Origin of the sequence: Perlucidibaca piscinae DSM 21586 (assembly GCF_000420045.1) — a bacterium.
GTDB lineage: Bacteria > Pseudomonadota > Gammaproteobacteria > Pseudomonadales > Moraxellaceae > Perlucidibaca > Perlucidibaca piscinae.
In genome coordinates this window covers 504,675-519,984 of the sequence record NZ_ATUE01000005.1, presented here as the reverse complement: position 1 = coordinate 519,984, position 15,310 = coordinate 504,675, and the positions used below count along the sequence as shown (strand labels likewise).

Below are 15,310 nucleotides of genomic sequence, written 5' to 3'. Positions count from 1 at the left end.
CGCCTGCCCCCGCCTGTGCGTTGCGAATCATCACGGCGCGTCTGCAGAGATCACCGCCCCCGGACAGCGCCCCTGGCAATGACCTCGCCCCGGCTGACCCGGAAAATGCCGATCTCGCCAAACAGGTTGGGGAAAAGACGGCTCAGGCCGCTGCCCTGCTGATCCTGGTCAACTGCCAGACGATCCAGTACTTTCAGGCCTTTTTCGCGGCACATGGCCTCGAAATCGCGGAAAGTGCAGAGGTGGATGTTGGGCGTGTCGTACCAGCCGTAGGGCAGCGCGCGCGACACCGGCATGCGGCCGTGACGGATCAGGTACCAGCGCGTCTTCCAGTGACCGAAGTTGGGAAAGGTGACGATGACCTCGCGCGCCACCCGCACCATGTCATCGAGCAGCTCGTCCGGACGCTGCACGGCCTGCAGCGCCTGCGCCATGAGCAGGGTGTCGAAGCTGGCATCGGCCAGGTTGGCGAGGCCGCGGTTGAGATCCTGCTCGATGACATTGACGCCGCGCGCGATGGCCGCGGTGATCTTGTCGGCATCGATCTCCATGCCGTAGCCACGCACCTGGCGGGTGCGCTGCAGATGCGCGAGCAGCTCGCCGTTGCCGCAGCCCAGGTCCAGCACGCGCGACCCCGGACGCACCCACTGCTCCACCAGACGCTGATCAAGCCGCATTGCCGGCCCCCACATCGTTGCCGACCCGGTTCATGAAAGCCCCGAACAGACCCAGATAGCGCGGGTTGTCGAGCAGGAAGGAGTCGTGACCCTGGGGCGCGTCGATCTCCGCGTAGGACACGTCCTTGCCGGCTGCCACCAGGGCATCGACGATCTCGCGCGAACGCTCGGGCGAGAAGCGCCAGTCGGTGGTGAACGACATCACCAGAAAGCGCGCCTGCGCCCTGGCGAAGGTCTTCGCCAGATCATGATCAAAGTCGCGCGCCGGATCGAAGTAGTCCAGCACCCGTGTCATCAGCAGATAGGTGTTGGCATCGAAGCGCTTGGAGAAGACCTCGCCCTGGTAGCGCAGGTAGGACTCGACCTGGAATTCGGCGTCAAAGCCGTACTGGTAGGTGGCGGCGCGCAGGTCACGACCGAACTTGTCACGCATGGCATCGTCGGACAGGTAGGTGATGTGGCCGACCATGCGCGCCAGCGACAGGCCGACCTCGGGCACCACGCCATGGGCGTAGTAGCGCCCGCCATGGAATTCGGGATCGCGGCGGATGGCCTGGCGCGCCACCTCGTTGAAAGCGATGTTCTGCGCCGACAGCTTGGGTGCGCTGGCGATGATGACGGCGTTGGCGACCCGCTCCGGCTGGTCGATGGTCCAGCGCAGCACCTGCATGCCGCCCAGGGAGCCGCCCACGACCGCGGCCCAGCGCCGGATGCCGAGGTGGTCGCTGAGCAGGGCCTGCACCTTGACCCAGTCGCGCACGGCGACGATGGGGAAGTCCGGCCCCCAGGGCTGGCCGGTGTCGGGGTTGATCGACGCAGGCCCGGTGGAGCCGTGGCAGCCGCCGAGGTTGTTCATGGCGACCACGAAGAAGCGACGGGTGTCGATGACCTTGCCGGGGCCGATGGCGGTATCCCACCAGCCCGGCTTGGCGCGGGACGGATCCTCGCCGGCATGGTAGCCGGCAGCATGATGATGTCCGGACAGGGCGTGACAGATCAGCACGCCATTGGAGGCATCCGCATTGAGCGTGCCGTAGGTCTCGTAGACCAGGTCGTAACGCGGCAAGGTGCGGCCGCACGCCAGCATCAGCGGCGTCTCGACCGCGAGATGCTGCGGCGCAACCAGGCCGACACTATCGGCGGGGTAGTCAAACACGGGGACATCCACCATGGAATCGGGTCTCGGGACCGGGAATTCCGGACATTCAGGGACTGCCAGCGGCAGCGGCGCTGGCAGTGTACGAAGCTAGGCCAGCAGCGGCAACAGCCAGTCCGGCAGCTGCGTCGGCCGCGCGATGCGCCAGCGCTTGTGGCGCGCCGTCGGGCCGCTGATCAGCACGACCTGCGCCTGCGGCACGGCAAAGACCTCTGCCAGGAAACGCTGCAGGGCCTGATTGGCGCGACCCTCCACCGGCGGCGCCTGCACGCGAATCTTCAGGGCCTCGCCATGCAGGCCGGCGAAGGCGGTCTGACGCGCCCCCGGCTGGGCATGCACGGTGAGCAGGATGTCGTCGCCGTCACGGCGGACCGCACTCACCCGGTTCAGCCGCCGACGGCTGCCAGCACCTGCGGATACGCCGCACCGAGCAGGATCTCGACGATCTTGAGCAGCAGGAAGGCGATGATCGGCGACAGGTCGAAGCCGCCCATGTCCGGCAGCAGGCGGCGGCATGGCGCCAGCACCAGCTCGGCAATCTGCATCAGCGGCATCAGGGCCGGATTGAGTCCGCCCGAGGCCATCGCCACCCAGCTCAGGATGACCATGCCGAGAATGATCCAGAAGAAGAAATCGGCGGCACCCAGCAGCAGCGTGAAGATCGTCGTCACCACCAGCAGCATCGGGGAAGCTGCCTGGCTGGTGATGGTGGCGATGGCACCCAGCTGCAGCAGCTTGAGCACGAAGATCAGGAACAGCGCGGCGGTATCGAGGCCGAACAGGCTGGGCACCACGCGGCGCAGGGGGTGCAGCAGCGGGCCGGTGGCCTTGACCACGAACTGCGACAGCGGGTTGTAGAAATCGGCTCCGGACAGCTGCAGCACGAAACGCAGCCAGACCAGCAGGATGAACACGCTGAAGCCGGTATTGACCAGCAGCAGCAGGATTTGCGACATCGGATCCATGCGAACGACGACTCCTTAAAAGTGGCGGGCAGCGCCCAGTTCCTGCGCCAGCTCGGCACCACGGTCCGCGCAGGCGGTCATGGCACGTGCCACCAGCGTCGTGAAATCGGCCTCCTGGAACACCCGCAGGGCCTGCTCGGTGGTGCCCTTGGGCGAGGTCACGCGACGCCGCAATTCGTCCGGACCGACATCGGCGGTGATGGCCATCTGCGCGGCACCCAGGGCGGTCTGCAGGGTCAGGGCGCGTGCCTCGCGCTCGCCCAGGCCGAGCTGCACGCCGGCGGCGATCATGGCCTCCATGAGGTGAAAGAAATAGGCCGGACCGGAACCGGACACCGCCGTCACGGCATCAATCAGCGACTCCTGCTCGACCCAGATGGCGAGGCCGACGGCCGACAGCACGCGTTCGGCAAGCTGACGGTGGGCATGGCTGACGGCATCGGCGGCGAAGAGGCCGGCGGCACCGGTCTGCACCAGCGCCGGGGTATTGGGCATGGCACGGACAATGGCCTGGCCGCCACCCAGCCAGGCATCCAGACTGGCCACCGAGAGGCCGGCAGCGATGGAAATGATCAGCGGACGACGCGCCTGCACACTGGCTGCCAGCGGCTGCAGCACCGCTGCCATGACCTGCGGCTTGACCGCCAGCACCACGATGTCCGCAGCGGCAACCAGCTCGGCATTGTCAGCCGTGGTGCGGCAGCCGCGCTCGGCATGCGCCTGCAGCTGGGGCAGATGCTGGTCGGACAGCCAGATGCGCGGAGCCGGCCAGCCCTGGGCGAGCAAACCTCCCGCCAGCGCCGTGGCCATGTTGCCCGCCCCGATGAAGCCGATGACGGGAAATTGCTGGGTACTCATGACAACGTTCCTTGCACTCAAGACTCGGTGACGTTCGAGGCGGCAACCGGGCGCGGGCCAAACAGCGCCGTACCGACGCGGACGCAGCTGCTGCCGGCGGCAATGGCGGCATCGAGGTCATCCGACATGCCCATCGACAGGGTGTCGAAGGGCTGCTGCGACAGCGCAGGCAGTCTAGCGAGTAAATCGGCATGTGTCTTGGCCAGCGCCGCCAGCGCGGCATGGTTGCCCGGGCGCGGAATCACCATGAGGCCACGCAGACGCAGGCGCGGCAGCGTCATGACGGCGCCTGCCAGCGCCTCCAGATCATCCGGCACGCATCCCGCCTTGCTGTCCTCGTCGTCGATGTTGACCTGCAGGCAGATGTTCAGCGGCGGCAGCTGTTCAGGGCGCTGCGCCGACAGACGCTCGGCGATCTTCAGGCGATCGACGCTGTGCACCCAGTCAAAGCGTTCGGCGACGACCCGGGTCTTGTTGCTCTGCAACGGACCGATCAGATGCCAGCGTATGTCCAGATCGGCCAGCTCAGCCATCTTGGCCAGCGCTTCCTGCACGTAGTTTTCGCCGAAGTCGTGCTGGCCTGCTGCGTGCAGGGCACGAATGGCATCGGCAGGCTGGAACTTGCTCACGGCCAGCAGACTCACCGAGCCGGCCGCACGCCCGGCCGCCGCGACGGCAGCCTCGATGCGCGCAGACACCGCCTGCCAACGCGCAAGCGAGGCGTCGGGAACATGGTCCGGTGCCATTTGCCGGTCTCCTGAGATGCCTGGATGGCGGGATTGTCGCAAACCGCCTCCGCCCTGTCAGGCCAGTGCGCGCAGCACCCGACCGGCCATGGTCGCGCCCAGGAAGGGCGTGTTCTTGCCCGTGGACAGCAGGGCCTCGGCAGTGACCGTCCAGGCTGCCTGAGGATCCACCAGCAGCACGCCCGATCCGGCCTGGTCCAGGCGACCCAGCGGCAGCCCCAGCACCCGCGCCGGGGCCGCGGTCAGCGCATCGATCAGGCGTGATGTCGTCAGGTCACCCTGGTCCACCAGCTGCAGGCCCAGCGGCAACAGGGTTTCCAGGCTGCTGATGCCAGGCAGAGCCTCGGCGAACGGCGCCAGCTTGGCGGAGGCATCCAGCGGCTGGTGATCGGAGCAGACGGCATCGATGACGCCATCGCGCACACCGGCGATCAGGGCCTGCCGGTCGCTTTCGCTGCGGAACGGCGGACGCACATGCGCCATGGCGTTGAAGCCGTCGATGGCCTGGTCGGTCAGGTGCAGCTGGTGCATGGCGACATCGGCGGTCACGCGCAGACCGCGCGCCTTGGCCGCTTCCAGCAGCCGCACGGAGCCGGCACAGGAGATCTGGCCGATGTGGGCGCGCACGCCGGTCTGCTCGATCAGCAGCAGCGCCGTGGCCAGCGCGACGGTTTCCGCCGTCGACGGGATGCCGATCAGGCCCAGGCGCGAGGCCATGAAGCCGTCATGTGCCGAGCCAAGCGCCAGCGAGGCCTCCTCGGGCGAGATGAACACCGTCAGATCCAGGCTGCCGGCATATTCCAGGCAGCGCAGCAGGGTCTCGACACTGGCCATGGGCTGACGCGCCTGGCCCACGCCGACACAGCCGGCCGACTTCAGGCCGCCCATGGGCGCCAATGCCCTGCCCTCCAGTCCGCGCGTCAGCGCGCCCACCGGATAGACACGGGCATGACCGGCGGCCTGGGCCTTCTCGATGACCTGGGTGGCGATGGCAGCGTGATCCAGCACCGGCTGGGTATCCGGTGGCAGCACCAGGTGGCGGAAACCGGCGGCGGCGGCGGCCCGGGTCTCGCTGGCCAGGGTGCCATGCAGGCGCGGGCCCGGCTCGCGCAGGCGCGCGCACAGGTCGATGAAGGCCGGCACGATCCAGTGCCCGGTCACCGACTCCTCGGCGGCCACGGTCATGGCTTGCGCCCCCTCTCCCGTGGCCAGCACGCGGCCCTGGTCGATCACCACCGGCGTCAGCGCATCCAGCCCGCTGGCCGGATCCAGCACGCGCGCCCCGAGATAGCGAATGGCAGTCATTGCGCGGCCTCCTGTTGACGACGGGCCTGGTCGGCATCCTGCCCTTCCATGGCCATGGAGAGCACGGCCATGCGCACGGCGATGCCGTAGTTGACCTGCTTGAGAATCAGGGAATGCGGACCGTCAGCGACCTCGGACTCGATCTCGACACCGCGGTTGATGGGGCCGGGGTGCATCACCAGCACATTCGGGCTGGCCACCTTGAGACGCTCGCGGGTCAGGCCGTAGCGGGCATAGAACTCGCTGCTGCCAGGCAGCAGCGCCGACTCCATGCGCTCGTTCTGGATGCGCAGGGCGATGGCGACATCGACACCGGCCAGCCCGGCCGCCATGTCCTCGAACACCTTCACGCCGAGCTCCTCGAAGTCGCGCGGCAGCAGGGTGCGCGGGCCGATCACGCGGACCTCGCGCGCGCCCAGGGTCTGCAGGGCGTGGATCTCCGACCGCGCGACGCGGGAGTGCCGGATGTCGCCGATGATGGCCACGGTGAGACCGCTGAACTCGCCGGCATGGCGGCGGATGGTGAGCATGTCCAGCATGGCCTGGGTCGGGTGGGCATGACGGCCATCGCCGGCATTGATCACCGCGATGTCGGGCGTGACCTGGCTGGCGATGAAGTGTGCCGCGCCGGAGGCGCCGTGGCGCACCACGAAGATGTCAGCGGTCATCGCCTCGAGGTTCCACAGCATGTCGCGCAGGGTCTCGCCCTTGCTGGTCGAGCTCTTGGAAATGTCGATGTTGAGCACGTCGGCCGACAGGCGCTTGGCCGCCACCTCGAAGGTGGTGCGGGTGCGGGTCGAGGGCTCGAAGAACAGGTTCATCACGGTGCGGCCGGCAAGCAGCGGCACGTTGCGGATGCCGCCCGAGCCATCGAGGAAGCTGTCGGCGCGGTCGAGAAGTTCGGTGAGCAGCTCGCGGGACAGGCCCTCGGTGCTGAGAAAGTGGCGCAGTCGGCCTTCACCATTCAGCTGCAAACGGCTGGCCTGGTGAGCGTGAGAATGGTGCATGAGCGCGGCATCCCGGAACGAATCCGCGCCATTGTAGCCGAGAACGGGCAACCGGAAGTGCTGCCCGACACCTGCCTCACGACGCTGACGGCGGCTTCGCCGGCGGAGCCGGGCGCTTCGGCGGCGGGGCCGGCGAGCGCAGCGGATTGATGAACAGACGCAGGTAGCGGCCGATCATCTTGATCACTTCCCAGACCTTGAGCCAGTGCGTGTTGTCTCGCTCGCCCTCGAGCAGGCTGACGTCGGGCGCCTGGCCGACCAGCTCGGTCAGCGTCGCGACCAGGACATCGCGCTCGTCGCGAGAAAGCCGGGGCAGCTGCACGTAGGCCGTGCGATCACCGAGATGAAAAGCCAGGAAACGCCGCCCCAGTGCCTCGTGCAGGCAATCCCAGCGGGTGATCTGCGCCAGCGGCACACGCACCCCGGCACGCAGACCGCCCGGCCGTATCAGCAGATCCCCACCCTCACGCCTTGCCTGAACCGCCATGATCCTGCCTCGCTCTCCCGATGAATTCCTGTCTGTCAGACCCGCTGCCAGTTCGGCGCCTCGAACCAGGCCATGACCAGATGGCAGGCGGCCGTCGAATCCAGTGACGGCAAGCGTCCTCGGCGCTGCTGACTGACCTCGCGCAGCGTTTCACGCGCGGCCCGCGTGCTCAGGCGCTCGTCCTGCTGATACACCGGCACGGCAGGAAAGCGGGCCGCCAGCCGGCGCGCGAACTTGAGTGCACGCAGGCTCAGCTCCGACACCGTGCCATCCATGTTCAGCGGATTGCCGACCAGCATCACCTGCGGACGCCACTCCGCCACCAGCGCCTCGATGCGCGCCCAGTCGGGAATGCCGTCCTGCGCCGGCACAGGCTCCAGCGGCGTGCCGAGCCCGGTCACCACCTGACCACTGGCCACGCCCATGCGTTTGGTACCGAAATCGAATGCCAGCAAGCGCTCGGGCAGTTCAGGCATGCCCGACCTCGTGGGACAGAAGACGCCAGTCCAGCCCCAGCTCGCTCAATGCCGCCTCCCAGCGCTGCTCGTAGGGCAGCTCGAACATCACGCGCTGACTCGCCGGCGCGGTCAGCCAGACATTGTCCGCCAGCTCCTGTTCGAGCTGACCGGGCATCCAGCCGGCATAGCCCAGCGACACCAGGAACTGCGCCGGGCCGGAGCCCTGCGATATGGCATCGAGAACGTCGCGCGAATGCGTGACCGCGAGGGCATCACTGCTGTTCAAGGTCGAGGTCCACGGACCATGCCCGTGATGCAGCACGAAGCCCAGTTCGGGATGCACCGGGCCGCCCATCAGCACCGGCTGCTCCGGACGGGCCAGCGGCTTCAGCGGCGGCAGTCGTATGTCACGCAGCAGCTGGTCGAAACGCAGCTCGCTGGGCGAGTTGATGATGAGGCCGGCCGCCCCGTTCTCGTCATGACGAAACAGGTAGATGACGGCGCGCTGGAACATGCCGTCAGCCAGATCCGGCATGGCGATCAGGAACTGGTCGGTGAGGTTTTCGGCAGGCGTGCTCATGTCTTCACTATGGAGACGCCTGCCGGGCGAGACAAGGGGCAGCCCGTGAACAATTTCGCCGGCTCAGTAGCTGGTGTTCTTCAGGCCTTCGGCAAAGCGCCAGGTGCGCACCACCTGCAGGATGTCGACCTGGGCACGGATGCCGGCCGGGAACGGCGTGAACGGCTGGGCGTCACGCACCGACTGGATGGCAGCGGCATCCAGCACGCGGTGACCGGACGAGCGCAGCACCTCGACGCGCAGCACACGGCCGTCAGGCTGCAACGCCACCAGCAGACGCACGCTGCCCTGCAGACGATTGAGGCGTGCCACCGACGGGTAGCGGGCATTGCCGATGGCCTCGACGCGCTCACGGAAATGCTCGATGTAGGGGGCAAAATCATCCTGGCGGGCACTCACCGAATCCAGGGTGCGCACACGCGGGCGTCGGGCATAGGCCTGGCGCTGTGCCGACAGCCTGGCCTCCAGCGCCGCAATCTCCTCGGCCTGCAGCTGCTGCGCGCGCTGTGCCGGGGTTGGCGGTGCTGGCGGCGTCGGCGCCTGCTTCACCGGAGCCACCTGTCGCGCTGCGTTGACGCTGGTGATCTGTGGCGGCACCGGAGCGACCGGCTGCGGCGGCGTCGGGGTCGGTGCGGTGCGGGCGACATCGGCCCGGCCCGGCTGTGGCGCACGCTGGGTGGTGGTGAGCAGGCGCGCATCCGCCTGCTGGCCGCTGCCCTGCTGGTTGGCCTGGGCCAGGAAGTCGGCACGCTTGGGCGCATCCGGTGATTGCGCGGGCACCAGCGTGACCTCGAGCATGGGCGCCGCGCGGGTGGTCGGCGGCACCAGATGCACGCCGAACACCAGCAGCACATGAATGATGACCGCCAGCACCAGGGTGAAGGTCAGGCGATCAGCCGGGGTCACCGGCGATGGGGCCGGCCAGGGGTAGCGCAGCACGGCAGGCTGCTGGACCGTTGCGTCGATGCCGGCAGCCACCGTCACGGACGCACCCCGCGGTAGAAATTGACGCGGCGAAATTCGTCGAACTCGTTGAGATCAGGTCGTGTCTCGGCATCAACGGTGGCGATCAGCTGGTAGTTTTCCGCCTGCAGCGACTTTACCCGCGAATCCGCCAGCCAGACTGTTTCCGCACGCGCCAGAAAGGCGGGCAGAAAGTGCCGGTTGGCCGGGTCGTAGAGCACGTCGGCGCCGAACAGCACATCGAACGTGTCGTCGATGGCAAAGAAGTCGCCGGCCAGCTCCAGATCGACGCCATTCAGCGCGGCATTCGCAGCCGTGGCCTCCAGCGATACCGGATCAATGTCGCAGGCCACCACCCGGGCGGCGCCGGCCAGCGCGGCGGCAATCGCCACCACGCCCGAGCCTGTGCCGAAGTCGAGCACGCTTCTGCCGCGCACCAGCGAGGGCTGGCGCAGGATCTGCCGCGCCTGGGCGAGGCCGGAGGCCCAGCAGAACATCCAGTAGGCCGGCTCGTTGAGCGCCCAGCGCATCTCGTCGGGGCTCAGGGCGTCATGCGGAAAGTCGTCGTTGAGCAGGAACAGGCGCAGGCCGCCGCAGTCAGGCAGCTCGGCCGGGGCGATGCGTGCCGCCGACAGATGCGGCCGCACGCGCGCGGTGAGGACGCGGGCAATCGCCCCGGCATCGGCAACGGACAGCGCGACGCGGCCTTCAGTCACGTCCTGCCTCCCGCTCATCGGCGTCACCTGATCTGCTCACAGGGCGCAGCGCTGGGCGGCGCGGCGGCGCTCGATGGCGGCAATCAGGCGATCGGCGATGCCGTAGCCATAGGCCGCATCGATTTCGCGGATGCAGGTCGGACTGGTGACATTGACCTCGGTCAGGTAGTCGCCGATCACGTCGAGACCGACAAAGAGGAGACCGCGCTTCTTCAGCTCCGGACCCACCCGGGCGGCGATGCGGCGCTCGGCGTCATTGATCGGACGCGCCTCGCCACGACCGCCGGCGGCCAGGTTGCCACGGATCTCGTCGCCCTGCGGAATGCGCGCCAGCACGAACGGCACCGGCTCGCCATCGATCATCAGCACGCGCTTGTCGCCATCGCTGATCGCCGGGATGTAGCGCTGCGCCATGATCGGCTGGCTGCCGTTCTGCGTCAGCACTTCCAGCGTGGCACCGATGTTGGGGCCGCCCGCAGCGAGGCGGAAAATGCCCATGCCACCCATGCCGTCCAGCGGCTTCATGATGACGTCGCCGTGTTCGGCGATGAAGGCGCGCAGATCGCGGGCCTGGCTGCTGACCAGGGTCGGCACCATGCAGTCGGTGAACTGGGTGGCGAACAGCTTCTCGTTGCAGTCACGCAGCGACTGCGGCTTGTTGACCACCAGCACGCCGGCCTGCTCGGCACGCTCGAGCAGGTAGGTGGCGTAGATGAAGTTCATGTCGAAGGGCGGATCCTTGCGCATCAGGATCACGTCGACCTCGGCCAGCGGTGTCGCCACCGCCTCGCCGAGGCTGTACCAGCACGCCGGATCCTCGGCCACCTGCAGCGGCGCCAGATGGCCATGCACCTGCCCGTCCCGCAGGAACAGGTCCGTGACCTCGAGGTAGGACAGCTGGTGACCACGGGCAGCGGCGGCCCACAGCATGGCCAGCGTCGAGTCCTTCTTGTAGTTCACCGACTGGATCGGGTCCATCACCACGGCAATGTGCATGCGCTGCTCCCGGAATGCGAATAAAGAGGGCCGGTCAGGCCGGGGCACCTACGCCGAACTCGGCACGGTAGCGCCGCATCGCATCGAGGTGCTCGGCGTGCAGGCCGGTCTCCTCGAGGTAGGCGATGATCTGGTCGAGACGGATGATGGAAATCACCGGCATGCCGAAGTCGCGCTCGACTTCCTGGATGGCCGACAACGCACCCTGTCCGCGCTCCTGGCGATCCACCGCCACCACCACGCCGACCGCGTTCGCACCGGCGCGGGAGACGATCTGCATGACCTCGCGAATGGCCGTGCCGGCAGTGATCACGTCATCGATGATGAGCACGCGACCCTGCAGCGGCGATCCCACCATCAGGCCGCCCTCGCCGTGGTCCTTGGCTTCCTTGCGGTTGAAGCACCAGGGCAGGTCGCGGTCGAAGTGCTCGGCCAGCTGCACCGCCGTCGCCGACGCGATGGGAATGCCCTTGTAGGCCGGCCCGAACAGCACGTCGGCCTCGATGCCGCTGTCGAGGATGGCGGCGGCATAGTAGCGCCCGAGGGCAGCCAGGCGACGACCGGTGTTGAACAGCCCGGCATTGAAGAAGTAGGGCGACTGCCGACCCGACTTAAGCGTGAAGGAACCGAAGCGGAGCACCCCCTGGGCGAGGGCGAACTCGATGAACTCGCGTTGATACGGACGCATGACACGAAGACCTGACTGCGGAAAAACCAGACGGCATGATAGCGCGACCCGGCTGCCGGCGGGCAGTGCCCCGTTTACACTTGGACAGCACGCCAGCCCCTGCCGTGCGTCACGCCCGCGTGATACAACATGGCACTGTCAATTCACCTGCACGAGCCCAAGCACACCATGCGCCACACCCTTGTCCTGGGCCTGACCGCCCTCGCCCTCGCCACCTCGGCCTGCGCCACCCCGAAAGCATCCGTCAGCATGGCCGCCTCGACCCAGAAAACCATCGTCTCGGCCAACGACCTGGCCTGGCGCCAGGCCATTCTCGGCACCTGGCAAGCCGTCGAGTCGCCTGAGTCGACCACGCCGCATGGCGAAGCCACCTTCACCGCCGACGGCAACGCCACCGGCTACACCACCGCCACCTACGTCTACAACGACGGCCAGACCAGCGACGTGAAGGTGAAGATCCGCTTCAAGTGGCGCATCGAGAATGGTGTCGTGATCATGGACCAGTTCGTGTCCGATCCGGCCAGCTTCGTATCGCCGACCCAGGTGCGCCGTTTCGAGATCGAGGCCATGAACGAGAAGGGCGCCATCTTTCGCGACCTCGCCGACGGCGAGAAGGTCTATCGCCGCAAGGTGAGCTGAGTCGTGTCAGCCGGCGCACGCTCGCACCACCGCATCGCGGGGCTGGCCAGCTTCGCCGGCACCACCATCGAGTGGTACGACTTCTTTCTTTACGGCACCGCCGCCGCGCTGGTGTTCAACCGGCTGTTCTTCCCGGAGATGGATCCGCTGAGCGGGCTGTTCGCGGCCTTCGCCACCTATGCCGTGGGCTTTGTCGGCCGCCCGCTGGGCGGCATGATCTTCGGCCACTACGGTGACCGCATCGGTCGCAAGGCCATGCTCATCATCACCCTGCTGCTGATGGGCGTACCCACCATCGCCATCGGCCTGCTGCCCACCTACGAACACATCGGCTACTGGGCCGCCGCCCTGCTGGCGCTGCTGCGCTTCCTGCAGGGCGTGGCGGTCGGTGGCGAATGGGGTGGTGCCGTGCTGATGGCGGTGGAGCACGCCCCGGAAGGTCGCAAGGGCTTCTACGGCAGCCTGCCGCAGACCGGCGTCGGTGCCGGCCTGGTGCTGTCATCGCTGGCCATGGCTGCCGTGTCGCAGCTGCCCGAGGAGGACCTGCTGAGCTGGGGCTGGCGCCTGCCCTTCCTGGCCAGCGTGGTGCTGCTGGGCGTGGGCTGGCTGATCCGCGCCCGGGTACCGGAGTCGCCCGAGTTCGAACGCCTGAAAACCGCTGCCGCACCGGTCAAGGCGCCACTCGCCGTGGTGCTGCGCGAGCACCGGCGTGGCGTGCTGACCCTGATCGGCGCGCGCATGGCCGAGAACGCCTGGTTCTACCTGTCGGCGACCTTCGCGCTGGCCTATGCCACCGGCCAGCTCGGTCTGCCACGGGACCAGGTGCTGTCGGCCATCACCGCCGGCGCCCTGCTCTCGCTGCTGACCATGCCGCTGGCCGGCTGGCTGTCGGACCGCATCGGCCAGAAGCGTCTCTACCTGATCGGCGTCCTGCTGCTGGCACTGTATGTCGCCCCCTTCTTCCAGCTGCTGGGCAGTCGCGACATGGACCTGGTCTGGCTGGCGCTGGTGCTGGCCCTGGGCGTGGTATTTCCGCTCATGTACGCGCCGGAGTCGCTGCTGTTCGCCCGCCAGTTCCCGGCCGAGGTCCGCTACAGCGGCATTTCGCTGGGCGTGCAGGTGGCTGGCGTGCTCGGCGGCGGCCTCGCCCCCATGATTGCCACTGCCCTGCTCAAGGCCAATGAGGGTCAGCCGACTTACGTGGTGTTCTATCTGCTGGGACTGGCGCTGATCGCGTTCGTGTCGGCATCCTGCATGCGCGGGGATGATCCCGCCTGATCCGCCCGGAGGAGCTCCGCCATGACCAGCCCCGTCCAACGCCTCGTCGGCAAGTCCACCGTTCTTGGCGATGGCATGACCATCACCCGCACCCTGCCCATGGCGCGTCGCCGCACCGTGGGCGCCTGGTGCTTCCTGGATCACTTCGGGCCCATCGAGGTGCACGCCGACCACGGCATGCGCGTGGGCCCGCACCCGCACATCGGTCTGCAGACCGTGACCTGGCTGCTGGAGGGCGAGATCCTGCATCGCGACAGCCTGGGCAGCGTGCAGGTCATCTGCCCGGGCCAGCTCAATCTGATGACCTCGGGGCGCGGCATCAGCCACTCCGAGGAGTCACCCGCCACACGCTCGCCACGTCTGCACGGCGCGCAATTCTGGATCGCCCTGCCCGATCACGCCCGTCATGGCGAGCCTGCCTTCGTGCACCACGACACGCTGCCCGCCTGTCAGCACCAGGGCCTGCAGGTCACCGTGTTCATCGGCGAGCTGCTGGGGCTGGTGTCACCGGCAAACGTGCACAGCCCGCTGGTGGGCGCCGAGCTGCGTGCCGCCGATGCGACACAGACCGCATTGCCACTGCGCCCGGATTACGAGCATGGCATCCAGGTGCTGACCGGCCGGCTGACCGTGGATGGCGAGGTGCTGGAGCCTGGAACGCTGCTGGTGCTGGACATCGGGCGGGATATCGTCAGCGTGCAGGCAGAGGCTGGCAGCTGTGCCGTGCTGGTCGGCGGCGCACCACTGCAGGAAGAGCTGCTGATGTGGTGGAACTTCGTCGGCCGCAGCAAGCAGGAACTGCTGGCTGCGTGCACGGACTGGAATGCGGGGGCAGCGTATTTCGGCGACGTAAAAAACTATGACGGAGAGCGGCTGAGTGCGCCGATGCCGCCGTGGTGACACGCATGACCCAAATTGACCCCTGCGAATTCTGGCGGTGGGCCTATTCAGACTTCCTTTCCAACACGCTGCGAAGAGCTCTGGCCGAGCACATCGTTTCTCGAGCAGCCGGTCGCCAAACCGCTTTTCATAGTCTACCTATTTGGAAGCAAGCATTGACTTGATAACCAAGTAGGTTAGATTTTATGGAGAAGCGTACCCCTGCCTGTCCGCTGACCAAAATCAAGACCCTGGTCAAGAACGGCAAGGTGCGAATGACTGCCAGTGCAGTCAGCGGGGCAGCGGAGCTTGGAATTAATCGGCAGGGGGTTGTTGCCGTGGTCATGGCGCTGAGTAGCTCGGACTTCCACAAGAGCATGACCACGCATGCAGACCACACGATCTGGCAGGACGTTTACCGTCCTTGCACGCCTTATGGTGCTGTGTATCTCAAGCTGACGGTTGTTGATGACCTGCTTATCGTTTCGTTCAAGGAGCTGTGACATGAAATGTCCGCAGTGCGGCAGTGTCGAGCTGGCCTCCAGCGTCCGTGACATACCCTATGTCTACAAGGGCGAGCGCACGGTCATTCCCGCCGTGACCGGAGACTATTGCCAGGCCTGTGATGAGCTAGTGCTGGACAATGCCGCTGCCGATTATTTCGGAGAGGCCGTCACCACATTCATCAAACAGGTCAATGCCGGAATGGTCGACCCAGCCTTCATCACTGCAGTGCGCAAAAAGCTGCAGCTTGATCAGCGTGAGGCCGCCGAGATATTCGGGGGCGGCATCAACGCCTTTTCCCGCTATGAAACCGGCAAGACCCGACCGCCACTGGCGCTGATAAAGCTGCTGCGGCTGCTGGACCGCCACCCTGAACTGCTCAGCGAGGTCAGGGCAGCCTGAGCAGGT

The 15,310-nt window shown here is 67.1% G+C and carries 20 protein-coding genes; 5 read left to right on the top strand and 15 right to left on the bottom strand.

Features of this window, described 5'->3' with window-relative positions; all coding sequences use genetic code 11:
* Positions 1 to 50: 50 nt before the first annotated feature.
* The 15 genes from metW to pyrE form a co-directional block, all read right to left on the bottom strand.
* Positions 51 to 677, bottom strand: a complete 627-nt coding sequence (gene metW / locus F595_RS0102545; RefSeq protein WP_022955303.1) for a methionine biosynthesis protein MetW — start codon at positions 675 to 677, stop codon at positions 51 to 53.
* A complete protein-coding gene (gene metX / locus F595_RS0102540) occupies positions 667 to 1,848 on the bottom strand; it encodes a homoserine O-succinyltransferase MetX (RefSeq protein WP_022955302.1) in 1,182 nt (393 codons plus the stop codon). The genes metW and metX overlap by 11 nt, the downstream gene beginning before the upstream one ends.
* Before the next feature lie 75 nt (positions 1,849 to 1,923).
* Positions 1,924 to 2,214 carry a DUF167 family protein gene (locus F595_RS0102535; protein ID WP_022955301.1) on the bottom strand — a complete coding sequence of 97 codons (291 nt, stop codon included), beginning with the start codon at positions 2,212 to 2,214 and terminating at the stop codon, positions 1,924 to 1,926.
* A gap of 5 nt (positions 2,215 to 2,219) precedes the next feature.
* On the bottom strand, positions 2,220 to 2,798 hold the full coding sequence (locus tag F595_RS0102530; protein WP_022955300.1) for a YggT family protein: 579 nt from the start codon (positions 2,796 to 2,798) through the stop codon (positions 2,220 to 2,222).
* Between the two features lie 15 nt (positions 2,799 to 2,813).
* Entirely contained in the window at positions 2,814 to 3,656 is an 843-nt protein-coding gene (proC, locus tag F595_RS0102525) for a pyrroline-5-carboxylate reductase (protein WP_022955299.1), read from the bottom strand.
* A 17-nt stretch (positions 3,657 to 3,673) separates the two neighbouring features.
* Positions 3,674 to 4,402: a YggS family pyridoxal phosphate-dependent enzyme gene (locus tag F595_RS0102520; RefSeq protein ID WP_022955298.1), complete on the bottom strand. Its 729-nt coding sequence runs from the start codon at positions 4,400 to 4,402 to the stop codon at positions 3,674 to 3,676.
* Positions 4,403 to 4,459: 57 nt separating this feature from the next.
* Positions 4,460 to 5,707, bottom strand: a complete 1,248-nt coding sequence (locus tag F595_RS0102515; protein WP_022955297.1) for a dihydroorotase — start codon at positions 5,705 to 5,707, stop codon at positions 4,460 to 4,462.
* The gene (locus F595_RS0102510; protein ID WP_022955296.1) at positions 5,704 to 6,714 is read right to left on the bottom strand and encodes an aspartate carbamoyltransferase catalytic subunit; all 1,011 of its coding nucleotides are present in this window, start codon (positions 6,712 to 6,714) and stop codon (positions 5,704 to 5,706) included. The genes F595_RS0102515 and F595_RS0102510 overlap by 4 nt, the downstream gene beginning before the upstream one ends.
* A 76-nt stretch (positions 6,715 to 6,790) precedes the next feature.
* Entirely contained in the window at positions 6,791 to 7,201 is a 411-nt protein-coding gene (locus tag F595_RS0102505) for a hypothetical protein (RefSeq protein ID WP_022955295.1), read from the bottom strand.
* Between the two features lie 35 nt (positions 7,202 to 7,236).
* On the bottom strand, positions 7,237 to 7,677 hold the full coding sequence (ruvX, locus tag F595_RS0102500; RefSeq protein WP_022955294.1) for a Holliday junction resolvase RuvX: 441 nt from the start codon (positions 7,675 to 7,677) through the stop codon (positions 7,237 to 7,239).
* Positions 7,670 to 8,239 carry a YqgE/AlgH family protein gene (locus F595_RS0102495; RefSeq protein WP_022955293.1) on the bottom strand — a complete coding sequence of 190 codons (570 nt, stop codon included), beginning with the start codon at positions 8,237 to 8,239 and terminating at the stop codon, positions 7,670 to 7,672. Before F595_RS0102495 ends, ruvX begins: the two co-directional genes overlap by 8 nt.
* 63 nt (positions 8,240 to 8,302) lie before the next feature.
* Positions 8,303 to 9,223 carry an energy transducer TonB gene (locus F595_RS0102490; RefSeq protein WP_022955292.1) on the bottom strand — a complete coding sequence of 307 codons (921 nt, stop codon included), beginning with the start codon at positions 9,221 to 9,223 and terminating at the stop codon, positions 8,303 to 8,305.
* The gene (locus tag F595_RS0102485) at positions 9,220 to 9,873 is read right to left on the bottom strand and encodes a class I SAM-dependent methyltransferase (RefSeq protein WP_051144624.1); all 654 of its coding nucleotides are present in this window, start codon (positions 9,871 to 9,873) and stop codon (positions 9,220 to 9,222) included. The genes F595_RS0102490 and F595_RS0102485 overlap by 4 nt, the downstream gene beginning before the upstream one ends.
* An 81-nt stretch (positions 9,874 to 9,954) precedes the next feature.
* Entirely contained in the window at positions 9,955 to 10,914 is a 960-nt protein-coding gene (gene gshB, locus F595_RS0102480) for a glutathione synthase (RefSeq protein WP_022955290.1), read from the bottom strand.
* Positions 10,915 to 10,948: 34 nt separating this feature from the next.
* A complete protein-coding gene (gene pyrE, locus F595_RS0102475) occupies positions 10,949 to 11,602 on the bottom strand; it encodes an orotate phosphoribosyltransferase (RefSeq protein ID WP_022955289.1) in 654 nt (217 codons plus the stop codon).
* Positions 11,603 to 11,731: 129 nt separating this feature from the next.
* On the opposite strand from pyrE, the gene F595_RS0102470 reads away from it, so the two are divergent.
* From F595_RS0102470 to F595_RS0102450, 5 genes are all read left to right on the top strand, one after another.
* Positions 11,732 to 12,241: a putative periplasmic lipoprotein gene (locus F595_RS0102470; RefSeq protein ID WP_022955288.1), complete on the top strand. Its 510-nt coding sequence runs from the start codon at positions 11,732 to 11,734 to the stop codon at positions 12,239 to 12,241.
* Positions 12,242 to 12,244: 3 nt separating this feature from the next.
* On the top strand, positions 12,245 to 13,519 hold the full coding sequence (locus F595_RS12370) for an MFS transporter (protein ID WP_022955287.1): 1,275 nt from the start codon (positions 12,245 to 12,247) through the stop codon (positions 13,517 to 13,519).
* A gap of 21 nt (positions 13,520 to 13,540) precedes the next feature.
* The gene (locus tag F595_RS0102460) at positions 13,541 to 14,419 is read left to right on the top strand and encodes a pirin family protein (protein WP_022955286.1); all 879 of its coding nucleotides are present in this window, start codon (positions 13,541 to 13,543) and stop codon (positions 14,417 to 14,419) included.
* Positions 14,420 to 14,604: 185 nt separating this feature from the next.
* Complete coding sequence (locus F595_RS0102455) at positions 14,605 to 14,901, top strand: type II toxin-antitoxin system MqsR family toxin (RefSeq protein WP_022955285.1); 297 nt, start codon at positions 14,605 to 14,607, stop codon at positions 14,899 to 14,901.
* Between the two features lies 1 nt (position 14,902).
* Complete coding sequence (locus F595_RS0102450) at positions 14,903 to 15,304, top strand: type II TA system antitoxin MqsA family protein (RefSeq protein ID WP_022955284.1); 402 nt, start codon at positions 14,903 to 14,905, stop codon at positions 15,302 to 15,304.
* The last annotated feature ends 6 nt before the right edge of the window (positions 15,305 to 15,310 follow it).

Bases quoted from the DNA above. Each gene is read 5' to 3' on its own strand.
- F595_RS0102515 (WP_022955297.1), bottom strand. From the start codon at position 5,707: ATGACTGCCATTCGCTATCTCGGGGCGCGCGTGCTGGATCCGGCCAGC.
- gshB (WP_022955290.1), bottom strand. From the start codon at position 10,914: ATGCACATTGCCGTGGTGATGGACCCGATCCAGTCGGTGAACTACAAG.
- metW (WP_022955303.1), bottom strand. From the start codon at position 677: ATGCGGCTTGATCAGCGTCTGGTGGAGCAGTGGGTGCGTCCGGGGTCG.
- F595_RS0102520 (WP_022955298.1), bottom strand. From the start codon at position 4,402: ATGGCACCGGACCATGTTCCCGACGCCTCGCTTGCGCGTTGGCAGGCG.
- F595_RS0102530 (WP_022955300.1), bottom strand. From the start codon at position 2,798: ATGGATCCGATGTCGCAAATCCTGCTGCTGCTGGTCAATACCGGCTTC.
- ruvX (WP_022955294.1), bottom strand. From the start codon at position 7,677: ATGCCTGAACTGCCCGAGCGCTTGCTGGCATTCGATTTCGGTACCAAA.
- pyrE (WP_022955289.1), bottom strand. From the start codon at position 11,602: ATGCGTCCGTATCAACGCGAGTTCATCGAGTTCGCCCTCGCCCAGGGG.
- F595_RS0102495 (WP_022955293.1), bottom strand. From the start codon at position 8,239: ATGAGCACGCCTGCCGAAAACCTCACCGACCAGTTCCTGATCGCCATG.
- F595_RS0102510 (WP_022955296.1), bottom strand. From the start codon at position 6,714: ATGCACCATTCTCACGCTCACCAGGCCAGCCGTTTGCAGCTGAATGGT.
- metX (WP_022955302.1), bottom strand. From the start codon at position 1,848: ATGGTGGATGTCCCCGTGTTTGACTACCCCGCCGATAGTGTCGGCCTG.
- F595_RS0102505 (WP_022955295.1), bottom strand. From the start codon at position 7,201: ATGGCGGTTCAGGCAAGGCGTGAGGGTGGGGATCTGCTGATACGGCCG.
- F595_RS0102460 (WP_022955286.1), top strand. From the start codon at position 13,541: ATGACCAGCCCCGTCCAACGCCTCGTCGGCAAGTCCACCGTTCTTGGC.
- F595_RS0102470 (WP_022955288.1), top strand. From the start codon at position 11,732: ATGGCACTGTCAATTCACCTGCACGAGCCCAAGCACACCATGCGCCAC.
- F595_RS0102450 (WP_022955284.1), top strand. From the start codon at position 14,903: ATGAAATGTCCGCAGTGCGGCAGTGTCGAGCTGGCCTCCAGCGTCCGT.
- proC (WP_022955299.1), bottom strand. From the start codon at position 3,656: ATGAGTACCCAGCAATTTCCCGTCATCGGCTTCATCGGGGCGGGCAAC.
- F595_RS0102455 (WP_022955285.1), top strand. From the start codon at position 14,605: ATGGAGAAGCGTACCCCTGCCTGTCCGCTGACCAAAATCAAGACCCTG.